This is a genomic window from Mucilaginibacter gossypii (genome assembly GCF_017569325.2).
Lineage (GTDB): Bacteria > Bacteroidota > Bacteroidia > Sphingobacteriales > Sphingobacteriaceae > Mucilaginibacter > Mucilaginibacter gossypii.
On sequence record NZ_CP071878.2, the window covers coordinates 4325055 to 4338307 of the forward strand.

8 protein-coding genes and 2 tRNA genes are annotated in these 13253 nt (G+C 41.6%); 2 read left to right on the top strand and 8 right to left on the bottom strand.

The features are described 5' to 3' along the window. Window positions 1–16 precede the first annotated feature (16 nt). Window positions 17–412: a DoxX family protein gene (locus tag J3L18_RS18115; RefSeq protein ID WP_129568595.1), complete on the top strand. Its 396-nt coding sequence runs from the start codon at window positions 17–19 to the stop codon at window positions 410–412. A gap of 123 nt (window positions 413–535) precedes the next feature. Here J3L18_RS18115 and J3L18_RS18120 read toward each other — a convergent pair whose 3' ends face one another. The 7 genes from J3L18_RS18120 to J3L18_RS18150 form a co-directional block, all read right to left on the bottom strand. Beyond that, window positions 536–952 carry an acyl-CoA thioesterase gene (locus J3L18_RS18120; protein ID WP_129568596.1) on the bottom strand — a complete coding sequence of 139 codons (417 nt, stop codon included), beginning with the start codon at window positions 950–952 and terminating at the stop codon, window positions 536–538. A 337-nt stretch (window positions 953–1289) separates the two neighbouring features. Continuing rightward, window positions 1290–2771 carry a serine hydrolase domain-containing protein gene (locus tag J3L18_RS18125; RefSeq protein ID WP_129568597.1) on the bottom strand — a complete coding sequence of 494 codons (1482 nt, stop codon included), beginning with the start codon at window positions 2769–2771 and terminating at the stop codon, window positions 1290–1292. A 476-nt stretch (window positions 2772–3247) separates the two neighbouring features. Continuing rightward, window positions 3248–3321 (bottom strand) — tRNA-Asn (locus J3L18_RS18130). An 87-nt stretch (window positions 3322–3408) separates the two neighbouring features. Next, window positions 3409–7557, bottom strand: coding sequence for a hybrid sensor histidine kinase/response regulator (locus J3L18_RS18135; protein ID WP_129568598.1), 4149 nt, complete (start codon window positions 7555–7557; stop codon window positions 3409–3411). Between the two features lie 345 nt (window positions 7558–7902). Then, window positions 7903–8712, bottom strand: coding sequence for a 3-keto-disaccharide hydrolase (locus J3L18_RS18140; protein ID WP_090534052.1), 810 nt, complete (start codon window positions 8710–8712; stop codon window positions 7903–7905). A 228-nt stretch (window positions 8713–8940) separates the two neighbouring features. Further along, window positions 8941–10047, bottom strand: coding sequence for an acyltransferase family protein (locus J3L18_RS18145; protein WP_129568599.1), 1107 nt, complete (start codon window positions 10045–10047; stop codon window positions 8941–8943). Window positions 10048–10447: 400 nt separating this feature from the next. Then, a tRNA-Asn gene (locus J3L18_RS18150) sits at window positions 10448–10521 on the bottom strand. A gap of 318 nt (window positions 10522–10839) precedes the next feature. Between J3L18_RS18150 and J3L18_RS18155 the strand changes: the two genes are divergently transcribed. Further along, a complete protein-coding gene (locus J3L18_RS18155) occupies window positions 10840–11754 on the top strand; it encodes a PfkB family carbohydrate kinase (RefSeq protein WP_090534112.1) in 915 nt (304 codons plus the stop codon). Between the two features lie 281 nt (window positions 11755–12035). Here J3L18_RS18155 and J3L18_RS18160 read toward each other — a convergent pair whose 3' ends face one another. Further along, window positions 12036–13217, bottom strand: a complete 1182-nt coding sequence (locus J3L18_RS18160; protein ID WP_129568600.1) for an acyl-CoA dehydrogenase — start codon at window positions 13215–13217, stop codon at window positions 12036–12038. Window positions 13218–13253 lie beyond the last annotated feature (36 nt).

Here is a 13253-nt window from a genome sequence, read left to right on the forward strand (position 1 = left end):
CTCAAAACTACATATCATGACAACAAAAACAGTAAAAACAATCTATTGGATAGGAACAGCAATGACTTCATTATGGTTTGCAGCAAGCGGATTTGGCGAGCTGACCAAAAACCAGTTTGTGTGGGATATCACCTTAAAACTGGGCTATCCTCCACACTTTATTTATATTCTTGGTGTCGCTAAACTATCGGGAGTAGCAGTTCTTTTAACACCTAACAGATTGCTTAGATTAAAAGAATGGGTATTTGCAGGTATTTTCTTCGATATTATATTTGCTTTTTTGTCTAAAATCGCCGTACTCAGTTTTCCTGCCACCATAGATGCCATCGTTGCATTTATCATGGTAACGGTTACCTACCTGATGTTCCGTAAACTTTATCCGGCTACATACGCAGCCCCTGCCGCTGTATAAAATGCTAAGTTGCAGCAGGCCGGTTCATAATACATCGGTTATTTCAGGCTTTAAGCAATCTCAAAAGAGGCTATCGACAGGTAGCCTCTTTTGTATAAATATTACCGGTGCTCTACCGGTCGCTTAATCTTCAAGAACAGGGGCATCTTTTATTTTTTCCAATACCGAGGTTGGTAAATACGGCCTGCCGCCAGTTGCCGGCACACAGGTGCCCGTAAATACAGCCTTGGTCATTACCTTATTGTTGCATATTATTGATTGTTTAAAGTGCAGCTTGGGTAAGCCCCCTTTATCAGTATATAAGGTGCAGGTAACTTTAAATTCATCGCCCTTTTTTAGTGATCTGAGAAAGCTGATGCTATAGTTTGACAGTACCATGTAAATGCCGTTTTTAGCTTCGGTTTCAAAATCAAACCCCAATATTTCCCTGATATAATCATGCCTGCAATATTCCATATAAAACGGATAATATAAACCATCCATGATCTCCTGTACATCTATATGCTCATCTTTTGCAATATAGGTTTTTGAGTATTCCATAATAATTAACCTTTTTGTTGGATTGCAAAGCTATTGAACCTTTTGGTTTCAGGAAACGAGAGATCTGAATTTAATGGATCAGTCCGGGTTGTATCAAATAAAAAAGCCCCAATTGTTTGTGAGGCTTTGCTCACCTAACTGGGCGGAATTCGAACCACCTTTTGGATCAAATGTACGTTTTGAATGAATTAGAGCATTTTTCATGAACCATAATGTGCGATTTTCGAACCATCAATTTTGAGAGTCGAGTGTTATTGGGACAACATTTATACTTATGAAAGTTTGACATGCACTAAAACTACATTTGGATTGGACGTTGAGATTCAGTCAATCAACGTCAACGCTGTTCCAATTTAGTAAGACTATCTTTTATAGTCTTATCATCAGGCTTTAAAGACAGTGCCCTTTGATACATTAAAATAGCTTCTTCTCTTTTTCCTGCTTTATTTAGTGCCTTACCAAAGCTGGTGTACATTTCGGGATCGCCCGGATGTAATATTAGATTGATCTTGAAGGCTTCTATAGCTTTATCTGTATAAGAATCGGCCAGCAGTTCGTTTGCAATAGTATCCATTTCGCGTACACCATACCGGAAGTGTGAAGTATCAGCCTGCATTTGTACAAGTCTGCTTACCGCAATGTCTCCTCCCTTTTCAAATAGAATTTTTGCATACCTGTCGGCTATGGATATTTTAACTTTCTCTTGCGGGGTGTTATTTAGAATGCTGATGGCATTTGAAGCCGTAATGAAATTGGTAAAACTTTGGGCATTATCCAAAATAATGACCGTCTGATTCTTTGACAGGTTTCGCATGATCACACTTCTTAAGCCTTCGATGTATCCGGTATGAAAGACGATCTTATCAGGCCCTTTACCTCTTAAAATAAACCAACCTAAACCGTAAGAGACACCTCCTCCCGCCACCACTTCATTTTTATTGTTCAGTATGGCTGGTTTAAAGGCTTCATCCAGTAACTGTTCGTTCACCAGTTTATTATGATACAATGCTTGGTCGAATTTCAGCAGGTCGGTTGTTGTACTGATAACATTTCCTTGTCCCCAAAATATGGTGTAGCTTGTATCATTTGGAATTGAATCAGCCTGTATGAGATGCGGATAATAGTGTTTAGGATAAGAGTAACGTTTGGTAACATCAGCTTTCTGAGCGGTTCGAGGATTGCACAAGTAAGAACCTGTCATCTCTGCTGGGCCGAATATGTACTTTTTTAGATAGGCGTCAAAATTCATACCTGATATTTTTTCAATCAAAACGGCAAGTAAGTTATAGTTGATATTAGAATAGCTGAACTGATCCCCAGGTTTAAAGGACAGCGGCTTGGGATATTGCTGCAAAACGAGGATTATGTCACGAAAATTGAATTTTTTTGCGGGCTGTACCTTTAAAACCGTATCGAAGATTTCTTCCTTGTCTCTTGGCAAACCCGAGGTATGCGAAAGCAAATTTCTGATTGTAATATCAGGGTAAGGAAATTCAGGGATGTATTTTTTATATGGACTGTCTAAATTGACCCGCCGCTTTTGAACCAATTGCAGAACTGCTGTTGAGGTAATTGTTTTTGCTACCGAGGCAAGGAAAAATGCTGACTTATCAGTGTTAGGTATTTTATTTGGAATATCAGCATAACCGAATGAATTCTTATAAATTACCCTTCCGTGATCAGCGATCAAAACATTTCCATTTAGCCAACCTGCATCCAATTGATTACTGAACAAACTATCCAGTTTCTTATAAGTTCCCTGTGCGGCTGCCACATTATAAATGCACGCCAAAGCTATAAGTGTAAAAAGTCTTTTCATGGTATTAAACAGACTTCCCTGAACCTCATTATGTGACGTAGAATGCCAAATAAATTATCGGTATTTATTTATATAAAATGATCCTAAATAAGCGCGGAAATTGTTATTGAGCGGCGATATCGACGGTTCGGATTTTAAAATCATCAAATTGGAAAGCGAGGCAGCTATTGAAAAACTGGAAATAAAGCTTTCAGAGGCATTGATCGCCAAACGGGCTTATGGTGAATGTTGAGCCAACTGCAAAGCAAGCTATTAATCATCTGACGAGAATTGACGATATCTATTACAAATCAAGTACTTATTGCGAAAATAGGGGAATAATTGGTTCGATGTACCCCGAAAAGTTTACTTTTGAAGAACTACGACATCAAACCGCCAAAACGAATGACTTTTTCAACATTACATATTTGTCAATCAGCACTTTAGGCACAAAAAAAGAAGGGCAAGCGACCGTTTTTCGTGCTTGCCCATTAAGGCTCCTGAGGCTGGGCTCGAACCAGCGACCCTCTGATTAACAGTCAGATGCTCTAACCGGCTGAGCTACTCAGGAGTGTTGTCCGGTTGGGGATTGCAAAAGTATAATTTTCATTGATATTTTGCAATTTTATTCAACTTGTTATATCCTGCTGTTTCAGGGCTACGTGGTACTTGTATTCTTCCCTGCCCATTTTACAAGTTTTTTAACCAGGTCATCTAATTTAAATGGTTTGCTTATATAATCGTCCATACCTGCATCTATACAAATTTGCAGATCGGATTGGAGGGCATTGGCCGTCATCGCTATAATAAAAGGCCGTTCCGGGAAACGCTTCTTTATTATTCGCGTAGCTTCCAGGCCATCCATTTTGGGCATTTGTACATCCATTAAAATAACATCGAATGTTTTTTTATTAACCAAATCCAGTACCTCCAGGCCGTCTGCTGCCAAAGCGGCTTCATATCCTAACTTACTCAATATCTTCATGATCAGTTTTTGGTTCATCTGGTTATCTTCGGCAACCAAAATCCTCAATGGGTAACTTTCTGAAAAATTATCAGGCAGTTTATGATTTGCAGTATCGCTGTGCAGCGACTCATGAGTGACAGAATTTACATGCTTGCCAAGTTCCTTTATAATGTGCTTGTATAAGTTATGCTGTTTTGCAGGTTTGGTTAGTATAGAACAAAACAAACCGGGGTTATCTTTATGGAAAACATAGCTGATGGAGCTCAACAGCATTATAGGTAATTCGGGGTATTTGGCCCGTATTAAGGTTGCCAGTTCAATCCCATCCATAAAGGGCATTTGCATATCGGTAATAACAAGCTTAAAATCATGCTGCTGCTGCGCCAGGATCTCAAGAGCCTGTTCGCCTGATTTGGCTACTACCGGGCTTAGTTGCCACTGCTCCAGTTGAGCCTTTAAAATTCTGCAATTGGTATCATTATCATCAACAACCAAAATTTCGCTCTTTTCAAAACCCTGCATGGTATGGTTTATTTGTACAGGGTCCTGTAGTAAACTTTTTTGCGAGTGAATAGAAAACCTGAACGTACTTCCTTTGTCAACTTCACTTTCTACACTGATTTTGCCGCCCATTAATTTTACAAGTTGTTCACTTATAACCAGGCCAAGGCCGGTACCTCCGTATTGCCGGGTGGTTGATGAGTCAACCTGCGAAAATGCTTTAAATAGCCGGTGCAGCTTATCGGCAGAAATACCAATGCCGGTATCTTTTATCTCAAAGCCTAATTCGATTTGGTTATCATCTGATATGCTGAGCAAATGCACGGCTACATAAATTTCACCCTTTTTGGTAAACTTGATAGCGTTACTGATTAAATTGATCAGGATCTGGCGAAGCCTTAAACTATCGCCAATAATTTGCGCCGGTACATCATAGTCAATCTGGTAAACCAGGTCCAGCTTCAGGTGGGCGGCTTTTAGGGCAAAAACATCAAAAACCTCTTCAATACAGGTACGCAGGCTAAAATCCTTTTCCTCCAGCTCCATATTGCCCGATTCTATTTTCGAAAAATCTAAAATATCGTTAATCACCGCCAGCAGGTCTTCGCCGCAGGTTTGTATAGATTCGGCAAAAGTACGCTGCTCTTCATCCAAAGGAGTTTCGGCCAGTAACGACGCCATCCCGATTACCCCATTCATAGGTGTGCGGATCTCATGGCTCATGGTAGCCAAAAATATGCTTTTAGCCTTGTTAGCCTCCTCGGCCTCGAGGGCTAATTTTTTTTCAACTTCTATGGCACGGGCCAGCTGCCCGGTACGTTCTTTCACCTGGCGCTCAAGCTCGGCCTTTTGCTTTAATATAGAACGTGTACGGATAAGATAAAATGCCGGGCCGCTGATTATAAAAATTAACGCTACAATTAATTTAAACCACCAGGTAAGCCAAAAAGGAGGCTTAATGTTGATGATGATAAATGTGCCTTTGTTATTCCATTTGCAATCATTATTTGATGCCTTAACCCTGAATGTATAACTACCCGGATCAAGGTTGGTATAAGTGGCCGTTCTTTTATTGCCAACATAATTCCAATCTTTATCAAACCCTTCCAGCTTGTAGGCATATTGGTTTTTTTCGGGAATGGTATAATTCAGGGCCGCAAACTCAAATGTAAGTACCGACTGTTTGTAAGATAGGTTTATGGAGTCTGTTTCGCTGATATCTTTTTGAAGCGGGGAGTTTTTAGCCCCGGCGTTTACCTCCTTATTGAAAATCTGCAGCCCGGTAATATAAACAGGAGGGACAAAGTCATTATCTTTTAAACTATCGGGATAAAAAGTACTGAAGCCGTTTACGCCGCCAAAAAACATTTCCCCGTCGGCAGTTTGAAAACACGAATGGCCTTTAAATTCATCTCCCTGCAACCCGTCAGAAATGTCATAGTTTCTAATGGCTTTTGTTTTGGGATTAAACCGGGAGATCCCCTTGTTGGTGCTTAACCAGAGGTTACCTTTGCGGTCTTTCAAAATCGCATAGATCACATTATTGGGCAAACCCTCTCTTTCGGTGTATATAGTAAATGTTTGATTATGCTTGTTAAACAGGTTAAGGCCGCCGCCGTTGGTACCTATCCATATATCACCGTTATCGGTTTCGATAATCGACTCGACAGTGTTGTTTGATAAGCTGCGTTTATCCCGCTCATCGTGCGTGTAGTGCGTAAAGCGGCCTGTTTTAGGGTTAAATACATTCAACCCGTTATCATCAGTGCCTATCCACATATTGCCCTGTTTATCCTGAAACACTGCTGTAACAATATCACTGCTTATGCTGTTGTTATCTTCCGGGTTGTTCCTGTACCGTGTAAAGAGACCGGTTTTTACGTTATAATGATTAAGGCCCCCTTTCCAGGTCCCTAACCATATATTGCCGTCACGGTCTTTATACATATTGTTGATATCTGAAAGGGAGAGGCTACGCGGATTATTTGCCTGGGGCATGTGATGTGTAAAGGCTCCCTTTTTTTTATCAAACAGGTCAAACCCGCCAATATGATAACCAATACCAATAACATCTTTATTTATTGGCACTATGGCCATTACATAATTATTACTTATGGTGTTGCTGTTATTATCACTATGCAGGTAATGAACAAAGGTCTTTTTCTTGCGATTAAATAAATTAAGGCCGCCCCCGTCGGTGCCTATCCAAATATTTTCGTCACTATCATCACCGGAGATGGCCAGCACGTTGTTGTTGCTCAAACTATTCGGGTTGTTGGGGTTTTGACTGTAGGAACTGAATTTATCGCCAAAGCCAGGCAAAAAATCAACACCGCCCGAATAAGTGCCTATCCAGGTATTCCCCGTATCATCTTTATATAAACAATAAACCGAGTTACTGCTCAGGCTGTGATGGTCGTTTGCATCAAATTTGTAGCAAGTAAATTTATTGGCCGGATAATCGAGCACACTTATGCCGCCATTTTCGGTCCCTATCCAGAGTTTCCCGTCGCCGTTTTCGAGTATCGAAAGAATATCGTTATGGCAAATACTGTTGCTGTTATCAGGGTCGTGTTTGAAATTTATAAACGAATTATTTTTATTGTTATATAATGCCAGGCCTCCTCCATGTGTACCTGCCCAAATATTGCCTTTGCTATCTTTGTATACCGCCTTTACCCAGCTGGCGCCGATGCTGTTTTGGTTTGCAGGATCATGAACATAACCAATAAACTTACCGTTTTGTGGATTAAAATGGTAAAGCCCGTCATCGGTACCTATCCATAACCAGCCATTATTATCCTCGGTAACCTGGTAAATGAAATCGTTAGCTATACTGTTTGTGCCATTCGCGGCATGTGTGAATCTTTTAAATGAACCATTTGCAGCATTAAACAGATATAAACCCTTGCTGGTGCCCAACCACATCCTTTTTTTACTATCCAAAAAAACAGACTGTACAGCAAAAGTTAAATGATTGGAATAGTGGATAAATGTATTTGAGGCCCGGTCAAATCTGTCAAGCCCGCTTTCGGTTCCAATCCATAAATTATGATAACTGTCTTCCGTTATAGCTAATACATAGTTATCGATGATGGTTGTTTTATTATTCTGGTCGTGCTTATAATGCGTAAACTTATAACCGTCGTACTTATTAAGGCCATCTTCGGTGCCAAACCACATAAAACCACGGCTATCTTTAATAATGGTTATTACATGGCTCTGTGACAGGCCTTCATTTGTACTAAGCTGTTTAAATTTAAGGGCGGGTGTTTGCGAATAGGATAATCCGGGAAAAAGCAGGTATAAACAGCAGATAAAAAGCAATATTGGCCTCATTATTATTTTGCTGGTTAGTTTTATCGTATTTCTAATCGGTTGATGTTATAAGCCAAAACAAGCATTGCAGCGGCTAAATAAATGCTCTTATCTTGCGGAACTTATTAATTTGGTTTCAGGAATTTAGTCTTAATAAGTTCTATCGGGCAAGAATTTATATTGACCAAACCGCCTTTAACGTTCATGATAATTCCGGGTTACCGGGAGCTTATTTTAAGTTAGTACTGCTTGCCTGTGATACGGGTATTTACGGGAAATAGTTTCGTATAACGTGTTGTTTTTGCCCATTTAACAGCTATTGTTAACTCAGGAGAAATATTAACAAACCCGGCTTCTGTTTACAACCTACCGGTCTGTATCCGGCAACTGTTTAATCTCTATATTCCTGAAATCGACGGGCTGCCCTTCACTTTGCAGAGCGATAAAGCCGCTGCTTAGTAATTTGCCATCCTGCTTGTATTTAGGATCATAGCCATGTGCCACGCCGCCGCCAATGGTAGGCCTTGAATATTGAAGTACGGTATCGCCGTTGATAATATGGGTAATTAATTTGTTGCCCTGAACAATCAGTTCGCCTTTTACCCACTGGTCACCGTCATAGGTTTTTGAAGTAGAGTTGATACAATGGTCGGGCGAAACCTTTCCTTTATAAACAACATCGGTGCCGGGCGAGCACATATTTCCTGTTGGCCTTGGTTTCCCGTCGCCCAGGCCGCCTAATAACTGCATTTCTATCGATATCGGCCAATCCTGGTCCTTTAGCATAGTTCGGGGATCCTGTGAATGAAACATGACGCCGCTGTTAAGAAGCGTGTAGTCTGGTGCGCCTTTTTGCTGTTTACCAACAAAGCGGTATTCAAACCGCAGGTGATAGTAAGAGAACGGGGTTTTGTAATACAAATGACCAAACTGATCGTTGAAATCGCTGTACTGATCATAGCTAACCCTGATCATGCCATCTTCTACCCGGAAGGTATTGCCATAATTTTCGCCAACCAGGTGATGATTGATCTTTACAAACCAATCGTTAATGTCGGTCCCGTTAAACAGCTTCGTCCAGCCTTTATCGGCATTGCCGGCGTCAGCCAGTTTTTTCGGCCCGGCGCAGCCTAATATGAGGAGGCAGGAAAACATAAAAACGCGTGTTATTTTCATAGGTGGTAAGGTATTATGCTTTTTATAGATAAATTGAATGCTTTTGTTCACTTAACGCTTTGCTAACCGGTATTTCGAAAGTTTGCTCAATATTAATTTTGCTGACCCTCCTTTACCGTAAGTTTTATCTCTTATGCTACGAATTTAAGAAATTCAGGCCATGTTTTATTGCTTTTAATGCTTTGCCTGTTAAGGTACGCTGAGGCCGCTTTTGTTCAAGATCTCTTTTTAGCCAAGTTTTTTTTGCAGCCAGTTACGAACCGGCTCATCATACCATTTCAAAGTAATATACGCCAGGAAAATTGCACCAATCAAAATAGCTAAAGCATAAGGCCAGGCCTGCACTATGGTTACGCCTTTATGATTGCTGATCCATGCTACGTAAAAATAAACCAGCGGATAATGCACCATGTAAAGAGGGTAGGATATATCGCCGAGAAACCTGCATACCCTGCTCTCCGTTTGGGTATGGACCTTACCGCCGGCACCAAGATAAACGATAAGCGGAAAAATGATAATAATGCAAACGGACTCGTAGATCCCGTTCATCCAAAGATGGGCAGCACCGCCGATGCGCGGCATATACATTACTATCGATATTAAAACACTGCACCATAAAAATGCGTGCCTGATGCGGGCTGGTTTAGCAATACGTGAAAGCAACAGGCCGGCAAAGAATGGGTATATGGTGCGGGTAATGCCAACGCGCACCTGTTCCACGTTAAGTGTCCAGCCGCCGCTGACATCTCCATTGGTGATAGCCAGGTGCGCAAGTGCTACAGCTGCAACGCATACTAAAACCGACAATGTAGTTTTTGAAAATTTTCTTATCCAAACCGCATAAAGAATGTTGGCGATGTATTCAAAGAACAATGACCATCCTACGCTGTTAAGAGGATGCATTTCCTGCCAGCCGCGAATATCCAAAGACAGCGGTACTGGTAGGATGGTATAACCGATCAGCATTACCAGTAGCATCTTCCAAATTGGTACGGTATGAATGAGCGGCCACAGCGTAGAATCTGTAAAATAAAAACCTATGGCACCCAATGTCATCCCGAGAATTACCATAGGCTGAAGTCGCTCGATACGGCGTTTAAAAAAACTGCCGATTGTCATTTTATGCCAGCGGTCGTCATAAGCATAGCCCATAACGAAACCCGATAGCAGGAAAAAGAAATCGACAGCCAGGTACCCGTGGTTAACTATGATATCCAGATGACCGCTTCCCAATGGTTCGGTTAGGTGAAAGGTAACTACGATAATGGCTGCAACACCGCGTAAGCCATCCAGTATCGGATAATGCGGCTTGGTGATCAGTTTATTATTGTCCATGTATAAGATTAGAGTTGGTCGATATTGGGCCGGATGCTAAAACAGGTGTTGCCGGTGTTCAGCGGGCGTTTTTCTTTCCTGTGCATGTATATGCCGGCAAGACCAATGACTTAAATCGGTTAGATTGGTTCATGAACAGTATATAATTGAAGTCTTATTCAGATCGTAAAAATAAGTGAAAGTGATGCCGGGATATCTTCATATCGTGTCAAAATACACGCATATCGTCTCATTTTCGCATGTTTTGTATCTAAATTCGAGGAATCCCCAATTAAATTGTCACTAAGTTGGATCAGAAAAGCGCGGCAGTTATTGTTAAATGGTGACATTGACCATTACCTGCAAAGTAATCTACAGAATATAGATATAAAAAAAGCCTCACATGTCTGTGAGGCTTTTGCTCCTGAGGCTGGGCTCGAACCAGCGACCCTCTGATTAACAGTCAGATGCTCTAACCGGCTGAGCTACTCAGGAATCTAATCCGGTTTGGAGTGGGGCAAAGGTAAAAACTCATCGGATATTTCACAATTTTTATTAAAAAAAATTTTAATTATTTTTCACAGGCTTTTTTAGCCCCTGATTATGTGCTACTTAAAACCCAAAGACACACTACAGCATTTTTTTAGCGATGGCAATTCTTTCTGCAAAGCCCCTTTTTTTCAGCTGCCAGTTTTCTGAACCAGCTTAAATTATGTTTTCTCCAATGAAAATTGGCATCACAAACCAGCAACAATGAATGATTATCCCTTAATTTTCACAATATTTGCGGCGAAAAAATATAAATATCTTTACATGAGTTTGTTAGTTATTGGCACTGTGGCCTTTGATGCCATTGAAACCCCTTTTGGTAAAACCGATAAAATAGTAGGCGGCTCTGCAACCTTTGCAAGTTTGGGTGCTTCTTACTTTTATGATAAAATAAAAATCGTTGCGGTTGTTGGCGATGATTTCCCGCAGCACGAGATTGAGGACCTTCAAAAGCACAACGTTAATACTGAAGGCCTGCAGATAAAACAGGGCGAAAAATCATTTTTCTGGAGCGGGCGTTACCATAACGACATGAACAGCCGCGATACTCTGGTAACTGAGCTTAATGTATTGGAAGCTTTCGATCCCATTATCCCTGATAGTTACCAGGATTGCGAATACCTGATGCTGGGCAACCTTTCTCCGCAGGTACAGCAAACAGTTATAGCGCGCCTTAAAAACCGCCCTAAGCTTATTGTAATGGACACCATGAACTTTTGGATGGATATTGCCCTTGATGAGCTTTTAAAAACCATCCAGCTGGTGGATGTGCTAACCATTAACGATGCCGAAGCCCGCCAGTTATCCGGCGAGTTTTCACTGGTTAAAGCTGCCCGCAAAATATTAACCATGGGCCCTAAATACATCATCATTAAAAAAGGTGAGCACGGTGCATTGCTGTTCCATGAAGATAAGATTTTTAGTGCCCCCGCCCTTCCATTGGCCGAAGTATTTGATCCTACTGGCGCTGGCGATACTTTTGCAGGCGGCTTTATTGGCTACATGGCTAAAGTAGGCACCGTTAATTTCAACAACATGAAAAACGCCATCATTTTTGGTTCGGCCCTGGCCTCATTCTGTGTTGAAAAATTTGGTTCAGAAAGATTAAGAAACCTTAGCGAAGAGGAAATAGCCGCCCGGATCCAGGAATTTGTAGGCTTATCTAAATTTGAATTGTAAGATAGCTGTTTAAAAACATTAATTTTTTAATGTAGAGACACATCACATGCGTCTCCCGTTTGCAATTCAAGATGTATAGTAACGCTCTAAAAAGCAGCTTGCCCTATGAGAGACGCATGTGATGCGTCTCTACAAAAAAGAACTTTTATAAAGCATTTTAGGGTATGTTCAGAAGAATCTCTAAAATACAAAAAAATAAACCCTCTATATGTTTTACATACAGAGGGTTTACAAATAATATAATTGTAAATCAATAACTACAGGCAGAATAACCGGGTTCCCTATCCTTTCAACACTTCCCTGCTAATCACTATCTTCTGGATCTCACTGGTGCCTTCGCCTATAGTGCAAAGTTTGGCATCACGATAAAACTTCTCAACAGGGAAATCCTTGGTATAACCATATCCACCGAAGATCTGAACAGCCTCGGTGGCTGTGCGAACCGCCGTTTCAGAGGCAAAATATTTAGCCATGGCCGATTGTTTTGTGACCGGCAGGTGGCGGTTTTTCAGATCAGCGGCCTGCATTATCAGCAGTTCGGCTGCTTCAATTTCGGTAGCCATATTGGCCAGCTTAAATGCTATCCCCTGGAAATTACCAATAGGCTGTCCAAACTGGCGGCGCTCTTTGGCGTAAGCAACCGCCGCTTCAAAAGCACCTTTTGCAATCCCTAACGAAAGCGCCGCTATCGAGATCCTGCCGCCGTCTAACACTTTCATGGCCTGTTTGAAGCCCTCTCCCTCAACACCCAGCAAATTTTCCTTTGGTACACGGCAGTTATCAAAAATAAGCTCCGTGGTTTCTGAAGCACGCATACCCAGCTTGTTTTCTTTTTTACCATGGGTAAAACCCGGCGTACCTTTTTCAATCACCAGCGCTGAGATCCCGTGCGAATCGCCCTTGTTGCCTGTACGCACCATCACTACCGCCACATCGCCCGATTTACCATGGGTTATCCAGTTTTTTGAGCCGTTCACTACATAATGGTCGCCATCCAAAACGGCGGTGGTGTTCATACCCAGCGCGTCCGAACCGGTGTTGGCCTCGGTTAATCCCCAGGCGCCAAGCCATTCGGCAGTGGCCAGTTTGGGCAGCCACTTCAACTTTTGCTCTTCATTGCCAAAGGCAAGGATATGCCCCGTACAAAGCGAATTATGGGCGGCAACCGATAAACCTATAGCACCGCAAACTTTGGCTATTTCACTGATCACGGTTACATATTCAAAATAGCCGAAACCGGAACCGCCATATTGTTCGGGCACAAAAATGCCCATCATGCCAAGCTCGCCCAATTGTTTAAACAAGTCGATAGGGAAAACCTGGGCTTCGTCCCATTCCATTACATGAGGTTTAATATAACGTTCGGCAAAGTCTTTGGCCATCTGGCCAACCATTTGCTGATTTTCGTTCATAGCAAAATCATACCCGCCTGTTGAGGGGGTATCGGTTAACAAAGTATCCATACATTTATAATTGGTTACTACAAAATAACGTATAAA